The organism is Subtercola sp. Z020 (assembly GCF_002931235.1).
Lineage (GTDB): Bacteria > Actinomycetota > Actinomycetes > Actinomycetales > Microbacteriaceae > Subtercola.
This window is the reverse complement of record NZ_PSTT01000007.1, coordinates 18720-34125: the sequence shown is the minus strand read 5'-3', so window position 1 is coordinate 34125 and position 15406 is coordinate 18720. Positions and strand designations below refer to the sequence as shown.

Here is a 15406-nt window from a genome sequence, read left to right as displayed (position 1 = left end):
GCCCGGCCGAGCATCCGGAGCCGAAGGAGGCGGGGTCGTCACAGCTGCACGCTCACGGGCGACGGCTCAGCTGAGGCCGAGGTCGTCGAGGCCGATGGCGGCGTAGTAGGGGTAGCCGGCCGCCTCGATTCGCTCGCGGGCGTCGGTGTTGCGGTCGACGACCACGGCAACTCCGACGACGATCGCTCCCACCTTCTCGAGCGCAGCGATGGCGGTGAGGGGCGAGCCGCCCGTGGTCGAGGTGTCTTCGACGACCACGACGCGCTTGCCCGCGAGGTCGGGGCCTTCGACCTGGCGGCCGCGTCCGTGGTCTTTGGGCTCCTTGCGCACGACGAACGCGTCGTAGGTGGCTCCGCGGGCTGCACCCTGGTGCAGGATGGCCGCGGCGACAGGGTCGGCGCCCATGGTGAGGCCGCCCACGGCGAAGACATCGGGGATGTCGGCGATCACGTCGAGCATGACCTGGCCGATGAGCGGGGCGACGCGGTGGTCGAGGCTGACGCGGCGGAGGTCGACGTAATACGTGGCCTTCCGCCCGCTCGCCAGCGTGAAGTCGCCGTGAAAGACGGCCTCGTCGGAGATGTACTTGATCAGCTGCTCGCGTGCGTCGGTCACGCTGCCAGTTTAGGTTCGCCGCCGGTCGCGCCGCGAACCGGCGGGGCGTCGACCGTCGGTGCCCGGCGGGCCGTGCGGGCGGTTCGCCGAGACCGCGGCCGGCCGTGGCCGGCGTTCACCCGGACACTCCTCGGCCGATCCGGCGCCCTATTCGCGTCGGATTGGCTGAGGAGTGTCCGGGCGGGAGCGCGGGGCGTGGCCGGGTTGGCGGGTGGCCTCCCCGAGGCGGCGCACCCGGCGGGCCGTGCGGGCGGTTGCCGTGACCGGAGCCGACCGCCGCCGGCGTTCACCCGGACGCCCCTCAGCCGATCCGGGGCCGTATGCGCGTTGGATTGACTGAGGAGTGTCTTGGCGGGAGAGCGGGGCGCGGCCGGGCAGGCCGGCGGCCTCCCCGGAAGCGGCGGGCGCGCGCAGCGGCCGGTAGCGCGGCGCGGGAGCGCGGCCGGCGTCGGCGGCCGGTAGCGCGGCGCGGGAGCGCGGCCGGCGGCGCGACCGGCGTCGGCGGCAGCGAATAGGGTGGTGGTATGCGTGTTGCCACCTGGAATGTGAACTCGATCAGGGCCCGCGTCGGCCGCGTCACGGACTGGCTGGTGCGCGAAGACATCGACGTTCTGGCGATGCAGGAGATCAAGTGCCGCGAGTCGCAGTTTCCGTTCGAGCCCTTCACCGCCGCCGGCTACGACGTCGAACTGCACGGCCTCAACCAGTGGAACGGCGTCGCCTTCGCCAGCCGCCTCCCGATGGAAGACCTCTCGGTCGGCTTCGAGGGCGTTCCCGGCTTCGGCAAGCCCGACGAGAACGGCGTGCTCCCCACCGAGGCCCGCGCGCTCGGCGTGACGGTCGACGGCGTGCGGCTGTGGAGCCTCTACGTTCCGAACGGCAGGGAACTCGACAATCCGCATTACGACTACAAGCTGGCGTGGCTGAAGCAGCTGGCGGCTGATACCCGCGCGTGGATCGCCGAACATCAGACCACCCCCCTCGCTCTGATGGGCGACTGGAACATCGCCCCCCTCGACACCGATGTGTGGGACAGGTCGGTCTTCGAGGGCTCGACCCACGTGTCGCCGCCCGAACGCGCCGCCTTCGCCGAGTTCGAGGCGCTCGGCCTGAGCGACGTGGTGCGCCCGCTGGCGCCGACGGGCTACACCTACTGGGACTACAAGCAGCTCCGTTTCCCCCGCAACGAGGGCATGCGCATCGACTTCATCATGGGGTCGCCGGCGTTCGCTTCGCTGGTTCAGGATGCCCGGATCGACCGCAACGAACGAAAAGGTGACGCCCCGAGCGATCACGTGCCCGTCGTGGTCGACCTCTCGCTCGAACCCGAAGACGACGACGACCGCCCGATGATCTTCGGCTGACCCGGCGTCCGCGGCCGCGGCGACGCCCACCACACGGCACAGACCCGCGCGGCATCCGGCCCTAGAGGTCGAGCCGCCACGCCCCCTCGTACCCGATCGGAACGAAGCCCACCGCTTCGTTCACACTCAGCATGTGGCGGTTCTCCTCGGCATTCCATGTGAGAACAGACGGGTGCCCGGGGCTCTCGCGGTGCAACTGATCGAGATTCGCGAGTTTCACCAGCATGCCGAGCCGGTGCCCGCGGTGCTCCCGGAGCACCAGCGTGTCCTCCTGGCTCACCGGGCGCGCGACATCGAACGGCACCGAGAGCTGGTTGAACGCGACGAGCCGGCCGGTGGGCCGGTGCAGGGCGGCGGCCGTCGACTGGATGCGCGGGCCGCTGTGCACCCGAGCGTCGTGCGCGGCGACGCGCTCGGGGGTCCACACGTCTTCCGGCTCCTCGAGGCCGGCGGTCGGGGCATCCGTCGACATGCGCGTCAGCAGCTGCGCGAGGTCGGTCAGCCACCGGGCCGGGGTCGGGCCCAGCCACGTGACGACGTCGTACTGCGCACCGGCCGCGGAACGGGCATCCCGCCGGGCATCCGCGACCGCAGCGTCATCGATCGGCAGGGCCAGCCGACTCGCCCGCTCGACCTGCTCGAGCCGGTAGCCGCGCGCGAGCAGAAACCGCACCTCGCGGTTGTCGCGGGGAAGCGATCCGTAGCCGGTCGGCGGCACCAGCCAGCGACGCGGGAGGTCGCCGGGCGAGGCGGCGGGAGGGTTCGGCGAGACGGCATAGCTGAGCAGTCTGCGCTGGCCGAGCGCGCGGGCGCGTTGCTCGACGGCGTCGCTGAGCGCCCGACCGATACCGAGCCGCTCGAAGGCGGGGTGCACGTCGACATCGCCCCACCCGACCTCGCTCTCGGTGCCGAGCTGCGACTCGTGCACGGCGCGGCCGACGACGCGGCCGTCGACCCGGGCGACCCACAGCGTCTTCTGCTCGTGCGGGTCGTGCCAGGCCGCAAAGAGCCCTTCGGGGGGATAGACGACCTCGACGGTGCCGTACGCCTTCGCCTCGCTGGCGTTCCGCACGTCGATGGATGCGCGAAAGTCGGCGGCCCCCGGGCCCTCGAGCGAGTCGGGGATGGCGAGGCGGTCGAGTGAGAACGAGACCAACGCCTTCCTCCTCGTCGAGTTGTTCGTGCCAGGGTCGATCGGGTGTGGGTCGATCGCGTGGATCGAGCGTAGCTGGGCCGCGGGGGCGCAGGAAAGAGTGGCCGCTTCTGGGTCAATGAGGTATGCTCATATCAGGGGGCGGCAGTACGACAGTGAGGCGACCCCGGATGCTCGACTCGAACGGCGACGGTGCGATGTTCGGCGTCGACGCGCAACTCGCCGAGCTCTTCCAGCGCGCGGTCAGAAGCCGGCGCCGGGCGCCCGCGGCGCGGCTCGCCGCCTACCTCGTGGAGTCCCCCCGGTCGACGCACTGTGCGGTGATCGACCTGTCACCACTGCGCCTCGCGGCGCTTCTGCGCGACGCTCTCGCCCTGCGCGACGACACGCCCGCGCTGCGCGCGTCGCCCGACCGGCGCGAGGCGGCCGCACCCGCATCCTCACCTGCCCCTGCCCCTGCACCTGCACCTGCACCTGCACCTGCACCGGTATTGGCAGCGGAACCGGCATCCTCGGCAGCGACACCTACATCGGCATCGGCATCGGCATCTACACCGGCACCGGCACCGGCACCGGCGGCACCGGCTCCGCCACCGCCGACGGCCTCGCCCCCGCTCAGCCCGGCGCGAGCAGCGCCGCGATCACCAGCAGCACGGGAACCGAGGTGATCGTGGTGAGCAGCACGATGTCCCGCGCGAGCACCACGCCGACGTCGTAACGGTGGGCGTAGTTGAAGATGTTCTGCGCCGTCGGCAGGGCCGCGAGCAGTACGACCCCGAAGAGGTGCTCCGGGTCGAGGTGGAACACGAACCGCCCGATGACGAAGGCCGCCGCGGGCATCACCACGCTCTTCAGCACCGTCGCCACCACGATCTCGAGCCGGCCCGATCCGGCACTCAGGGGGCGCTGCCCCGACAGTGACATTCCGAACGCGATCAGCACGACGGGCACCGCCGCGCCACCGATCAGCACGAACGGCTCGAGCAGGGCATCCGGAACCTGCCAGCCCGACACCGCGACCGCGAAGCCCGCGAGCGAGCCGAGGATGATCGGGTTGCGCACGGGCTGCAGCAGGATCGCCTTGACCGAGACGACACCCCGGGTCGACACGTCGAGCAGGGTCAGCGTGATGGGTGCGAGCACGATCAGCTGGAACATCAGCAGCGGCGCCACGAACTGGGCGCTGCCGAGAACGTAGACCGCGACCGGCAGACCGATGTTGTTCGCGTTGACGTACGACGACCCCGCGGCACCGATGACCGTCTCGGCCAGGGGGCGCCGGAAGAACAGCGCGGAGAGCGCGACGTAGAGTCCGGCCGCGATGGCCACGCAGATGATCGTCACCACCAGGAACGACGAGAAGATCACCGTCAGGTCGGCGCGCGCGATCACGGTGAACAGCAGGGCCGGGTTCGCGACGAAGAAGACGAACCGGTTCAGGGAGGTGAGCGCATCGGGCGGGAGGATCTTCGCCCGCTGAATGACGTAACCGACCAGGATGACGAACCCGATGATCGCGAAACCGACGAGCACTCCCCCCACGGCCTGCGGCTCCCGGCGCTCAGCGCGCGAGCGCCGCGAGCATCGCGGACTCGAAGTACGGTGCCATCGTCATGGCGAACGTGTTCGTCAGGTGATCCTGGTCGCGGTAGACGTTGGCGCCCCCGATCACGGCCAGGCAGTCGTCTGCCGTGCAGAAGGTGCTGGTGAAGTCGAGCAGTGTGACGTTCTGGCCGGCGGCGGAGGCCTCGGCGGCCGCCTGCGCGACGGGCGGGTCGGCCACGAGCCCCTCGGAGCGCGGCTCGGCGCAGTCGGCCGGGTCTTCGGTGCGCAGGCACTTGTTCGGGTCGTCGCTCCACGACGGGTTGTCGACCATCGTGACGACGGGCGTTCCCTTCGACGTCACCTGCTGCCACGCGGCGCTGAAGCCCGCGGCGAGGGCCGCGCCCTGCTCTGAGGTGCCCGGCGCGGCCTCATCGGCGAGCGAGGCCGTGAACACGGCGTCGAACGGCTGCACAGAAGCCAGCTCGGCCGTCAGGTTCGAGCGCCATGTGTTGCACGAGACCGAGAAGGCGTCGGCACCGGTCATGGCGTCGGTGTTCCAGGTGCAACCGCCCTTGATGTAAGTGGTGAGGGCCCAGCCGTTGCGGTCGGCGAGTTGCATGAACGGGCCGAGCAGCTGGTAGGCGTGGCTGTCGCCGATCAACGCGACGCGCTTCGCCGCCGGGTCGCTCGAACCGAAGTGGCAGGCAGAGAGGTTCGAGTCGTTCAGCGTCACGAGGCACTCGGGGTGGCTCGGCCGGTCGGCGTTGCCGAAGCCGGGTGACGGGATGATCGTCTCGGCCAGTGCCGCATTCGTGCAGCCGGGCGTGCCGACCGCCAACACCGACGACGCCAGCGCCCCCGTGACCACGGGGCTCGCGGCCGAGGCCGCCCCGAAGCACTCGGGCAGGTTCGCCACGGTCGACGCGAGTTCGGTGGCCGCCGCCTCGTACTTGGGCTGCTGCACCGCGGAGACCCCGCCGATGACGAGGCTCGCGACGGCCATGCCCGCGACCATGAAGCCGAAGCTGACGCGTGGTCTGCGGGTGGTCCACAAGCTCCAGCGGCGGGTCGGGTCTTCGACGAACTTCTTCGTCAGCCAGGCGAGCAGGAAGCAGATCGCCAGCAGCGCGATGCGGTTGTAGATCGAGAGGCCCCAGCCGGGCACGAAGGGCGCCACCACGATCAGCGGCCAGTGCCAGAGGTAGAGCGAGTACGAGATGTCACCGATGAACCGCGGAACCCGGCTGCCGAGCACGCTTGCGGCGTCGAGCCGTCGAACCGAGCGGTGGGAGGCGATGATCGCTGCGGTGCCGAGCACGGGGAGCAGGGCGGCGTAGCCCGGGAACGGGGTGTTGCGATCGTAGACGAAGGCCGCGCCGATCACCGCGACGATGCCCGCGTAGCCGAGCAGGTTGCTCTGCCAGACCCGCACGGGCCGCAGCCGCGGGATGAGGGCGAGGATCGCCCCGATACCGAACTCCCACACGCGCGTGTAGGTGACGAAGTACGCCGACGCGGGGTCGTTCTGGGTGAACACCACCGAGAGCACGAACGACACCACGGTGGCCACCACGACCAGGGTGATCATCGCGTTCCAGCGGCTCTGCCCGACGGCGGCTCCGGATGCCGCAGCCGCGCCCGAGGCCCCGCGCCGTCGGGCGAGCCGCCGCACCCCGAACACCGACGCACCCATCAGCAGGATCGGCCAGACGAGGTAGAACTGCTCCTCGAGCGACAGCGACCAGTAGTGCTGCACGAGCGACGCATCGTTCGCGGCCGCGAGGTAGTCGACGGAACTGGCCGCGAGCGCCCAGTTCTCGACGTAGAACGTGCTCGCGAGAATTTCGCGCACGTTCTCTGCGAGCGCGCTCAGCGGCATCAGCGTGAGCGTCATGACCGCGCTGAACAGCAGCACGAGCAGCGCTGCAGGCAGGAGTCGCCGCACCCGCTTGGCCCAGAAGGTGGGCAGCCGGATGCGATCGGTGCGCTCGAGCTCGCGGGAGAGCTGCTGGGTGATCAGAAAGCCGGAGATGACGAAGAACACATCGACGCCGATGTACCCGCCCGTGAGCCGGCCGGGCCAGAAGTGGTAGATGACGACGAGCAGCACCGCGATTGCCCTGAGGCCCTGGATGTGCGGGAGGAAGTGCGCGGAGACACCGGCTTCTCGGGCAGCCGTGCTGCTGGTGCTCGTGGCGTTCATATGGCCCCATGCTACTTTGCGCCTTCTGCACGAACGCTCCGCCACCGCGACGGTGGATGACTTCGCAGCACTCGCTGGCTGTGGAGGAGAGGAGGCGGCATACTCCTTCTATGAGATTCCAGGCGAGCCTCCTGCAGAGCGGCAAGACAGCCACCGGCATCGTCGTGCCCACCGATGTCTACGAGGCACTCGGCACCGCGAAGAAACACGCCGTCGCCGTCACGATCAACGGTTACACCTATCGCAGCACCGTGACGCCCTACCGCGGCGAGATCATGCTGCCCGTGAGCGCCGAGGTCAGGAAGGGCTCGGGCATCGCCCCCGGCGACGACTTCGAGGTCGACATCGTGCTCGACGACCAGCCCCGCGAGGTGGTCGTGCCCGACGATCTGGCCGCCGCGCTCGACGCGACCCCCGCCGCCCGCACCTTCTTCGACTCCCTCTCCTACAGCAACAAGCGCCGCTTCACGCTTCCGCTCGACGATGCGAAGACCCCGGAGACCCGGCAGCGACGCCTTGAGAAGGCCATCGAGAACCTGTTGAACGGAAAGCTGTAGAACGGTGAGCGACGCAACCGAACCCCGATCATCCGGTCTCGCCGAATGGATCGCGCGCTACCGCACCGCCTGGAACACGAACGACCCCGACGACATCCGCGCCCTCTTCACCCCCGACGCCGACTACCGGACCGAACCCTTCTCGCCGCCCTGGCACGGGTACGACGAGATCGTCGAGGGCTGGCTCGAGGCGCAGGATGCGCCCGAGTCGACGACGTTCGCCTGGCAGGTGCTGCGGGCGCCCGACCCCTACTTTCCCGACGACCTCGCACTGGTGCAGGCGACGACCTCGTACGCCGACGGCCCCACCTACAGCAACCTCTGGCTGATCCGCCTTGCGCCCGACGGCCGTGCGCGGGAGTTCACCGAGTGGTGGATGGAACACCCCGAGGGGGCCGGCGAGTGAGCAGCGGCACGCAGGCCGGCGCCGGTGCGGCCGCGGAGCCTGTCTTCGGCCGGAAGGACGTCGGATCGGGCAAGCTCAGCGACTACGACTACGGGATGCGCCCGAAGAACGCGCGGGTGAGCATCCAACTCGCCGGCAGCGATCCGTTCCAGGAGACGATCGCCGACGTCGAGGGCCGTGGTCTCGGCGAACTGCAGGTGTTCATCGGGCGGCGCACGATCGAGGAGGAACGAACGGATGCGCCCGTCGCGGTGCGCTTCTTCGTCGATTCGCGCATGACGCCGATCGTGGGCTACATCCCGCGCGGGCTCGAGGCCGTAGCGCTCGACACCCTGACGCGGCTGGAGGAGCGCGGGCGCTCGACCCGCATTCCGGCCGCCATCGTGAAGACGCGGCACGGCCTCCGCGTCTCGCTCCTCGTCGGCCAGACCCGCTGACCCGGCCGCGTCGAGCGGCGGCCGCGGCCGGTGGGGGTCGCGCAAGGAATGAGCGCGGAGGGGCGTTAGGCGCGCGATAGCGGCTGCCAGCTGCGGAAAGCGCGGCCGAGATCCTCTTAGGCTCGCTGCTGAGCCAGCCGGCTCGAGAAAGCCACACCCGGCACTGCAGCATCTGCGAACGGAGGTTCTCATGTCCAAGCCCACGCTCGAAAGCGCACTGGCCCGTGACGCCGTCATCGGCGAGCCGGAGGTCGTCGAAGACCTCCGAAGTGCAGTCGCCCCGGCAAGCGCCGCCGGCACCGCACCCGCCGCCACCGGCCCCGCGGGCGCAGCCCTGCCCGCGGCCGCCCTCCCGCACTGGGTCGCCCTCCGCGACGCGGTGTCGAGCATCCAGAGCCACCAGCTGACCGACGGGTCGGCCGATCCGCTCGCCGACCGCGCCGCACTCGGCGACCTCGTGCGCACCGTCACCCGCGAGCTCCGGATGCTCGTGCCGCACTTCCCGCACGATGCCGCGTACCTCGAAGCCGACGCCGTCGACTTCGAGCGCTGGGCAGAGGGCGACTTCGGCGTGCCCGACTTTCTGGACTCACTGAACACCTTCCAGCCGCAGCAGCACCGCGTCGACGGGCTGCAGCACATCGTCGTCTTCCCGATGTACACGCAGAACGGCAGCACAGACCGGCTCTTCGAAGCCGTCGCCGTGGAGGTGGTCTGGCCCGACTTCGTCGCGCAGCTCGAGGGCGCCGAGTACTCGAACTCCCTGTTCGTGCCCATCCGTTTCGTCGATTTCACCGCCGGCTACGACACGAACTCGGCCGTGCTGTTCCCCGAGACGATCGCGATGCGCACCGTTCCGACCTTCACCTGGGGGGCGATCTTCGCCGACCGCGAGGCCGCGCGGTTCCGGCTCGTCGTGACGGCAGCCGCCGAGACCACGCGACTCGAGCTGCCCGCCGACGCCCGCGAGCTGCTGGGAGACCAGCACCTGGCAGAAGAGACCTTCGTGATGTGGGATCTCATCCACGACCGCACCCACATGCGCGGCGACCTGCCGTTCGATCCGTTCATGATCAAGCAGCGCATGCCGTTCTTCCTGTACTCGCTGGAGGAGCTGCGCTGCGACCTGACCGCGTTCCGTGAGGCGGTGCGCATCGAGCGCGAGGGCCTCTACTCGCCGTACACCGTCGAGACCGCGAAGCGCGTGCAGTACGCGATCATCTTCGACCGCATCTTCCGGTTCGCCATCACCGGCAGCCGGGTGCGCAACTACGATGGTCTCGGCGGCCAACTGCTGTTCGCCTGGCTGCACCAGCGGCGCGTGCTGCACTGGACCGACACGCGCCTCAGTATCGACTGGCCGCATGTCGCCGACGCCGTCATCGCCCTCGGCGAATCGATCGACGACCTCTACTGGCGCTCGATCGACCGCCCGAAGACGGCGCACTGGCTCGCCGCCTACGCCCTCGTCTCCGAGACGCTCACCCCGAACCCCGCTTCGGTGTGGGCGAAGGGCCCCGACGCGCTGCCGCTCGACGGGCCGCCGCGCGGCCTCACCGACGAGGTGCTGCCCGACGAGTTCCCGCTGTCGATGTTCTACGAGGCGCTCGCCAAGAAGATGGGCGGCGTGATCGAGTCGACGAAGGGCATCACCGGCCAGGCGGCGCTGGCCTGAACGGCTCGCGGATGCCCGGGCCGCCGCCACGGCATCCGCAGGCCGAGCGGGCCGAACGGCTCGACCTGGTCGGCGGCCCGAGCGCCCGTCAGCCGCCCGTCGTCGACAGCGGCAGCGCCGGGATGTCGCGGGGCGGCCCGTCGGGGCTGAACGTCGCCCCCGGTATCACCTGGGCGACCACGAGGTAGATCACCAGCGCGATCGCCGCCAGCACGACCAGTGACAGAACCATGAACACGACCGTCTTGACGCTCTGCATGACTCCGCCCCCCGGGCCCCGGCGGCACCCTGCTCCCTCGACTATGCCCCACCCGACGCCCGAACGACACCAGCACTGCCCGCAGTGCGAGAAACTGGAGACGTGATGAACTTCGACCCGGCCCTGCGCCTGCACGACCCCGCCCGCCGCGGCTTCGCCTCCGACAACTACGCCGGCGTGCACCCGCTGCTGCTCGACGCGATCGCCGCCGCCAACGAGGGGCACCAGATCGCGTACGGGGAAGACGTCTACACCGCGCGCCTGCAGCAGGTCATGAAGGCGCACTTCGGCGAGGCCGCCGAGGCGTTCCCCGTCTTCAACGGAACCGGTGCCAACGTGCTCAGCCTGCAGTCGATGCTGCCGCGCTGGGGCGCCATCGTCTGCGCCCAGACCGCGCACATCAACACCGACGAGAACGGTGCGCCCGAGCGGGTCGCAGGCCTCAAGCTGCTCACGGTCGAGACGCCCGACGGCAAACTGACCCCCGAACTGATCGACCGCGAGGCCTGGGGCTGGGGCGACGAGCACCGGGCGCAGCCGCTGGTCGTCTCGATCACGCAGACGACCGAGCTCGGCACGCTCTACTCGGTCGAGGAGGTGCGGGCGATCGCCGAGCACGCCCACTCCCGCGGCATGCTGCTGCACATGGACGGCGCGCGCCTCTCGAACGCAGCCGCCGCTCTCGGGGTTCCGCTCCGCGACTTCACGACGGATGCCGGGGTCGACGTGCTCTCGTACGGCGGCACCAAGAACGGCCTGCTCTACGGCGAGTGCATCGTTGTGCTGAGCCCCGCGGCATCCGAGGGCCTCGTCTATCTCCGCAAGATGAACATGCAGCTCGCGAGCAAGATGCGGTTCGTCTCCGCCCAGCTCGTCGCGCTGCTCGAGTCGGGGCTCTGGCTCGAGTCGGCCTCGCACGCGAATGCGATGGCGGCACGCCTCTCCGACGCCGTGAGCGGGATGCCGGGGGTCACCCTGACGCGTCCGGTCGCCGCGAACGCGGTGTTCGCCATTCTGCCGCCGGGCGTGGCCGACCGGCTACGTGAGGTGTTCCGGTTCTACGACTGGGACAACGCGACCGGCGAAGTGCGGTGGATGTGCTCGTTCGACACGACAGAGGCCGACGTTGATGCGTTCGCGGCGGCCCTCGCCGGGCTGCTGCCCGCGGCATCCTGAGCAGAAATATACGAACGCATGGAATAGTGGCGGGGTACGGTGGGTTGCAAAACCCGAAGGACAACGGCGCCCTGACTTCTCGATCCGACGACACCAGGAGCACCCCGTGACCCTCACAGACACCACTTCGCCCGTGCGCACCGCCGACACGAGCAGCCCGATCCTCGACGTGCTCGCCGAGCGTTGGAGCCCGCGCTCGTTCGACGAGACCGCCGAGGTGAGCGAGACCGCCCTCACGAGCGCGCTGGAGGCGGCCCGCTGGTCGGCCTCCGCGGCGAACACCCAGCCGTGGAAGTTCATCGTCGCCCGCCGCGGAACCCCGATGTTCGACCTGATCACCGAGAACCTAATGGGCTTCAACCGCGTCTGGACCCCGAACGCCAGCGTGCTGATCGTCAACGTCGCAGAGGTCGTCGACAGCGAGGGCAAGCCGCGCCGCTGGGGCATGTACGACCTCGGCCAGGCGGTGGCGAACCTCACCGTGCAGGCGCACGCCGATGGGCTGCACGTGCACCAGATGGGCGGCATCGAGGTCGAGGGGCTGCGCGCCGCGTTCGACCTCGGCGAGCGCTGGGAGCCCGTCACGGTGACGGCGCTCGGCGTGGTCGCCCCGGCCGAGAACCTGGCCGACGAGAAGACCCGCGCCCGCGAGCTCGCGCCGCGCACGCGCAAGTCGCTCGACGAGATCGTCGTCACGGCGTAGCGCGCCGCATTCCGGGCGCCCGCGGCTCGCGGAGGGCGCCCGGAGCGCCCCGTTACCGGCCGTTACGCCGCAGCGAAGGCCGCCGCGCGGCAGCCGGTAGCGTGAGGCGGGTGCCTGCCACCATCGAGAACCTGCTGAGCGAGAACCGCGTCTACCCGCCGAGCGCCGCCTTCCGGGCCGCGGCCAACGTCGATGCCGGTGAGTATGAGCGCGCAGCCGCCGACCCCGTGGCCTACTGGGAGCGGCAGGCCGACCGCCTCGACTGGGCCGAGCGCTGGCACACCGCCCACGTCTGGGAGCCCGCCATCCCGCTCAGCCGCGAGGAGGCCGCCGCCCAGGTGGGCGCCGACCCGGCCGACCCCGGCTTCACCGGGCTCGACGACGACGGGCGACCGCTGCTCAGCATCCCCCACGCCGAGTGGTTCGTCGGCGGTCGCCTGAACGTCGCCGTCAACTGCGTCGACCGCCATGTCGAGGCGGGGCGCGGCGACACGATCGCCATCACGTTCGAGGGAGAACCTGGCGATCGGGAGCAGATCACCTACGCCGAGCTGCAGCGCCGCGTCGCGCAGGCCACCAACGCCCTCGAGGCGCTCGGCATCGTCGCCGGCGACCGGGTGGTCGTGTACCTGCCGGTCATCCCCGAGACCATCGTGATCACGCTCGCCATCGCGCGCATCGGCGCGATCCACTCGCTCGTGTTCGGCGGGTTCTCGGCCGAAGCGCTGAAGTTCCGGGTCGAAGACACCGGGGCGAAACTGCTGGTCACGAGCGATGGGCAGTTCCGGCGCGGCCAGGCGGTGGCCGTCAAGGCGAACGCCGACGCCGCCGTGAGCGGCCCCGCCAGCACCGTCGAGCACGTCCTCGTCGTGCGCCGCACCGGCGAGCTGACCCCCGACATCCCGTGGACGCCGGGGCGTGACGTCTGGTTCCACGACGCGATCGCCGGCGTCGCCGACACGCACGAGGCGAAGTACTTCGACTCCGAGCATCCACTGTTCATCATCTACACCAGCGGAACCACCGGCCGGCCGAAAGGCGTCGTGCACACCAGCGGCGGCTACCTCACCCAGGCCAGCTGGAGCCACGCCGCGATCTTCGACGCCAAGCCCGACGACGTGTACTGGTGCACCGCCGACCTCGCCTGGGTGACCGCCCACACCTACGTGCTCTACGGCCCGTTCTCGAACGGCGCGACGAGCGTCATCTACGAGGGCACGCCGAACACACCGCACACCGGCCGGCACTTCGAGATCATCGAGCGCTACGGCGTGACGACCTACTACACGGCGCCGACGCTCATCCGCACCTTCATGACCTGGTTCCCGGATGGCCTGCCTCCCCACTTCGACCTCTCATCGCTGCGCCTGCTGGGCACGGTGGGCGAGGCGATCAACCCCGAGGCGTGGGTGTGGTTCCACGAACACATCGGCGGCGGCCGTGCACCGATCGTCGACACGTGGTGGCAGTCGGAGACCGGGTCGGCGATCATCGCTCCCCTGCCGGGCGTCACGGTGCTGAAGCCGGGCTCCGCCACTCTCGCCCTGCCGGGGCTCCGGGCGCTGATCGTCGACGAGGCCGGAGCCGAGGTGGCGCGGGGCGAAGGCGGCTACCTCGTGATCGACGGAACCTGGCCGTCGATGGCCCGCGGCGTCTGGGGCGACCCGGCCCGCTTTCGTGACTCGTACTGGAAGAAATACGCCGAGCAGGGCTACTTCTTCGCAGGTGACGGCGCGAAATACGACGCAGACGGATACATCTGGCTGCTCGGGCGGGTCGACGACGTCATCAACGTCTCCGGCCACCGGCTCTCGACGATCGAGATCGAGTCGGCGCTGGTGTCGCATCCGGCCGTCGGCGAGGCGGGCGTGGTCGGGGTCTCCGACGCGGTGACGGGCGAGGCGATCGCCGCGTTCGTGATCCCCTCGCGCGAGGTGACGGCTCTGGATGCCGCCGACCCGGCGTTCTGGGCGGCGCTCGAACTCGAGCTGGGCTCCCTCCTCCGCGCCCACGTCGCACGCCAGATCGGGCCGATCGCGAAGCCGCGCGACCTCGTGGTGGTGCCGGACCTGCCGAAGACCCGCTCGGGCAAGATCATGCGCCGCCTGCTCGGCGACCTCGTCGACGGCCGCCCCCTGGGCGACACCACCTCCCTGCAGGACGACACCGTGCCCGCCCGCACGGCGGCGATCCTCGCCGCCCGTTCCGCGTAAGGATCGGGCCCCCTGCGCGTCTCTCCAGTGAGCACAGAACCGCTGTGCAGCAGGGAGGCAGGGCCATGTTCCGCAGGCCACAAGGGCGCTCGACCGCGCTCACCATCGCCGTCGTGGGGGCGCTCTGCCTGCCACTCTCGGGAGCGCTGCCCGCGTCGGCGACGGGGATGCCCGCCGCCGACGCGGAGATCCAGACCATCATCGGTGCCGACGCGCCGCCCACACGACCGTTCGGGTCGCATCCCGTGGTGCGCGCGCGGGGCTCGGCGCTCCCACCCGGTGACGCGGCGCAGGCGGATGCCGCGACGCTGGCCGCCTACACCGCATGGAAGCCGCGCCACCTCGTGGCCGGCTGCGGTGCAGGCCGATACTACGTCGACGCCTCGAGTTCCACCCCGTCGCGGGTGGTCTCAGAAGGTCAGGGCTACGGGATGGTCGTGGTCGCCCTGATGGCGGGAGCTGATCCGGCGGCACAGGCTGAGTTCGACGGGCTTTTCCGCTTCGCCGCCGACCACCCGAGCGAAGTCGACAGCGGGCTGATGGCGTGGCACCAGGATGACGGCTGCGCGAGCATCCCGGGTGACGCAGGATCGGCGACCGACGGCGACCTCGACATTGCGTTCGGGCTGCTGCTCGCCGACCGGCAGTGGGGCTCGACCGGCACGCTCGACTACCGCGCGGAGGCCCTGAAGCGCATCGCCGCGATAAAGCGGAGCGAGATCAACCCGACCACCCATCTCACCAAGCTCGGCGACTGGCCCAGTCGGTCGGACGCCGCGCACTGGTTCGCGACCCGCTCGTCGGATTTCATGACCGACCACTTCCTCGCCTTCCAGACGGCGACCGGCGACCCGTTCTGGGGCGAGGTGATCACGGCGACGGATGCACTCATCACGACCGTGCGGCAGCGGTACGCACCCGACACCGGCCTGCTCCCCGACTTCATCGTCTCGACGAACACGACGCCGAAGCCGGCGCCGGCAGGTTTTCAGGAGGGCGAGTTCGACGGCGCACACTCCTAGAACGCATGCCGCGACCCGTGGCGCCTGGCGTCGAACGCGCTGCTCGCGAACGATGCCGCATCACGGGCTGCCGTGCAG

The 15406-nt window shown here is 70.3% G+C and carries 14 protein-coding genes; 9 read left to right on the top strand and 5 right to left on the bottom strand.

Features of this window, described 5'->3' with window-relative positions; genetic code table 11:
- Positions 1-66: 66 nt before the first annotated feature.
- Positions 67-615 carry an orotate phosphoribosyltransferase gene (pyrE, locus tag C5B96_RS00720; RefSeq protein ID WP_104241958.1) on the bottom strand — a complete coding sequence of 183 codons (549 nt, stop codon included), beginning with the start codon at positions 613-615 and terminating at the stop codon, positions 67-69.
- A 524-nt stretch (positions 616-1139) separates the two neighbouring features.
- On the opposite strand from pyrE, the gene C5B96_RS00715 reads away from it, so the two are divergent.
- A complete protein-coding gene (locus C5B96_RS00715) occupies positions 1140-1979 on the top strand; it encodes an exodeoxyribonuclease III (protein ID WP_104241956.1) in 840 nt (279 codons plus the stop codon).
- A 61-nt stretch (positions 1980-2040) separates the two neighbouring features.
- On the opposite strand, the gene C5B96_RS00710 is transcribed toward C5B96_RS00715, so the two are convergent.
- The 3 genes from C5B96_RS00710 to C5B96_RS00695 all read right to left on the bottom strand — a co-directional run bounded on the left by C5B96_RS00710 (position 2041) and on the right by C5B96_RS00695 (position 6880).
- Positions 2041-3135: a GNAT family N-acetyltransferase gene (locus tag C5B96_RS00710; protein ID WP_104241954.1), complete on the bottom strand. Its 1095-nt coding sequence runs from the start codon at positions 3133-3135 to the stop codon at positions 2041-2043.
- Between the two features lie 612 nt (positions 3136-3747).
- Positions 3748-4674, bottom strand: coding sequence for an AEC family transporter (locus tag C5B96_RS00700; RefSeq protein ID WP_104241950.1), 927 nt, complete (start codon positions 4672-4674; stop codon positions 3748-3750).
- A gap of 19 nt (positions 4675-4693) precedes the next feature.
- Positions 4694-6880: an acyltransferase family protein gene (locus C5B96_RS00695; protein WP_104241948.1), complete on the bottom strand. Its 2187-nt coding sequence runs from the start codon at positions 6878-6880 to the stop codon at positions 4694-4696.
- Between the two features lie 110 nt (positions 6881-6990).
- On the opposite strand from C5B96_RS00695, the gene C5B96_RS00690 reads away from it, so the two are divergent.
- The 4 genes from C5B96_RS00690 (at position 6991) to C5B96_RS00675 (ending at position 9955) form a co-directional block, all read left to right on the top strand.
- Entirely contained in the window at positions 6991-7437 is a 447-nt protein-coding gene (locus tag C5B96_RS00690) for a YdeI/OmpD-associated family protein (protein WP_104241946.1), read from the top strand.
- A gap of 4 nt (positions 7438-7441) precedes the next feature.
- Positions 7442-7843, top strand: a complete 402-nt coding sequence (locus tag C5B96_RS00685; protein ID WP_104241944.1) for a nuclear transport factor 2 family protein — start codon at positions 7442-7444, stop codon at positions 7841-7843.
- Positions 7840-8280 (top strand): hypothetical protein, encoded by a 441-nt coding sequence (locus tag C5B96_RS00680; protein ID WP_104241942.1) that lies wholly within the window; start codon positions 7840-7842, stop codon positions 8278-8280. Before C5B96_RS00685 ends, C5B96_RS00680 begins: the two co-directional genes overlap by 4 nt.
- Positions 8281-8470: 190 nt before the next feature.
- Positions 8471-9955 (top strand): DUF6421 family protein, encoded by a 1485-nt coding sequence (locus C5B96_RS00675; RefSeq protein ID WP_199176510.1) that lies wholly within the window; start codon positions 8471-8473, stop codon positions 9953-9955.
- Positions 9956-10043: 88 nt separating this feature from the next.
- Here C5B96_RS00675 and C5B96_RS17265 read toward each other — a convergent pair whose 3' ends face one another.
- Positions 10044-10214, bottom strand: a complete 171-nt coding sequence (locus C5B96_RS17265; RefSeq protein ID WP_158507089.1) for a hypothetical protein — start codon at positions 10212-10214, stop codon at positions 10044-10046.
- 105 nt (positions 10215-10319) lie between these two features.
- Between C5B96_RS17265 and C5B96_RS00670 the strand changes: the two genes are divergently transcribed.
- The 4 genes from C5B96_RS00670 to C5B96_RS00655 all read left to right on the top strand — a co-directional run bounded on the left by C5B96_RS00670 (position 10320) and on the right by C5B96_RS00655 (position 15328).
- Positions 10320-11390: a low specificity L-threonine aldolase gene (locus C5B96_RS00670; protein ID WP_104241940.1), complete on the top strand. Its 1071-nt coding sequence runs from the start codon at positions 10320-10322 to the stop codon at positions 11388-11390.
- Positions 11391-11496: 106 nt separating this feature from the next.
- On the top strand, positions 11497-12093 hold the full coding sequence (locus C5B96_RS00665) for a nitroreductase family protein (protein ID WP_104241938.1): 597 nt from the start codon (positions 11497-11499) through the stop codon (positions 12091-12093).
- 110 nt (positions 12094-12203) lie between these two features.
- Positions 12204-14306 (top strand): acetate--CoA ligase, encoded by a 2103-nt coding sequence (gene acs / locus C5B96_RS00660; protein WP_104241935.1) that lies wholly within the window; start codon positions 12204-12206, stop codon positions 14304-14306.
- A gap of 65 nt (positions 14307-14371) precedes the next feature.
- On the top strand, positions 14372-15328 hold the full coding sequence (locus tag C5B96_RS00655) for a glycosyl hydrolase family 8 (protein WP_104241933.1): 957 nt from the start codon (positions 14372-14374) through the stop codon (positions 15326-15328).
- Positions 15329-15406: the final 78 nt, after the last annotated feature.

Bases quoted from the DNA above. Each gene is read 5' to 3' on its own strand.
- C5B96_RS17265 (WP_158507089.1), bottom strand. From the start codon at position 10,214: ATGCAGAGCGTCAAGACGGTCGTGTTCATGGTTCTGTCACTGGTCGTG.
- C5B96_RS00670 (WP_104241940.1), top strand. From the start codon at position 10,320: ATGAACTTCGACCCGGCCCTGCGCCTGCACGACCCCGCCCGCCGCGGC.
- C5B96_RS00695 (WP_104241948.1), bottom strand. From the start codon at position 6,880: ATGAACGCCACGAGCACCAGCAGCACGGCTGCCCGAGAAGCCGGTGTC.
- C5B96_RS00655 (WP_104241933.1), top strand. From the start codon at position 14,372: ATGTTCCGCAGGCCACAAGGGCGCTCGACCGCGCTCACCATCGCCGTC.
- C5B96_RS00675 (WP_199176510.1), top strand. From the start codon at position 8,471: ATGTCCAAGCCCACGCTCGAAAGCGCACTGGCCCGTGACGCCGTCATC.
- C5B96_RS00715 (WP_104241956.1), top strand. From the start codon at position 1,140: ATGCGTGTTGCCACCTGGAATGTGAACTCGATCAGGGCCCGCGTCGGC.
- C5B96_RS00690 (WP_104241946.1), top strand. From the start codon at position 6,991: ATGAGATTCCAGGCGAGCCTCCTGCAGAGCGGCAAGACAGCCACCGGC.